Origin of the sequence: Halopseudomonas sp. Lyrl_26, assembly GCF_051948695.1 — a bacterium.
Classification (GTDB): Bacteria; Pseudomonadota; Gammaproteobacteria; order Pseudomonadales; family Pseudomonadaceae; genus Halopseudomonas; species Halopseudomonas formosensis.
This window is the reverse complement of the sequence record NZ_JAYJLH010000042.1, coordinates 1-337: the sequence shown is the minus strand read 5'-3', so window position 1 is coordinate 337 and position 337 is coordinate 1. Positions and strand designations below refer to the sequence as shown.

Here is a 337-nt window from a genome sequence, read left to right as displayed (position 1 = left end):
TGTTGACCTGAAACTGCCGGCCATCGTCACCACCGACCTGCGCCTGAACGAGCCGCGCTACGCGTCGCTGCCGAACATCATGAAGGCCAAGAAGAAGCCGCTGGAGACCCTCAAGCCGGAAGAGCTGGGCGTGAGCACCGCCTCCACCCTGAGCACCGTCAAGGTCGAAGCGCCGGCTGCCCGCAGCGCCGGCATCAAGGTCAAGACCGTGGACGAGCTGGTCGACAAACTGAAGAACGAAGCCAAGGTGATCTGACATGACGATTCTGGTTATTGCTGAACACAACAACGCCGAACTGAATGCCGCCACCCTGAACACCGTGGCGGCCGCCCAGGC

At 62.0% G+C, this 337-nt stretch carries 1 protein-coding gene; it reads left to right on the top strand.

Annotated features, from left to right (window positions below; translation table 11 throughout):
* The coding region (locus VF673_RS15020; protein WP_440292527.1) for an electron transfer flavoprotein subunit beta/FixA family protein at positions 1-256 on the top strand (256 nt) is incomplete at its 5' end.
* Between the last annotated feature and the right edge of the window lie 81 nt (positions 257-337).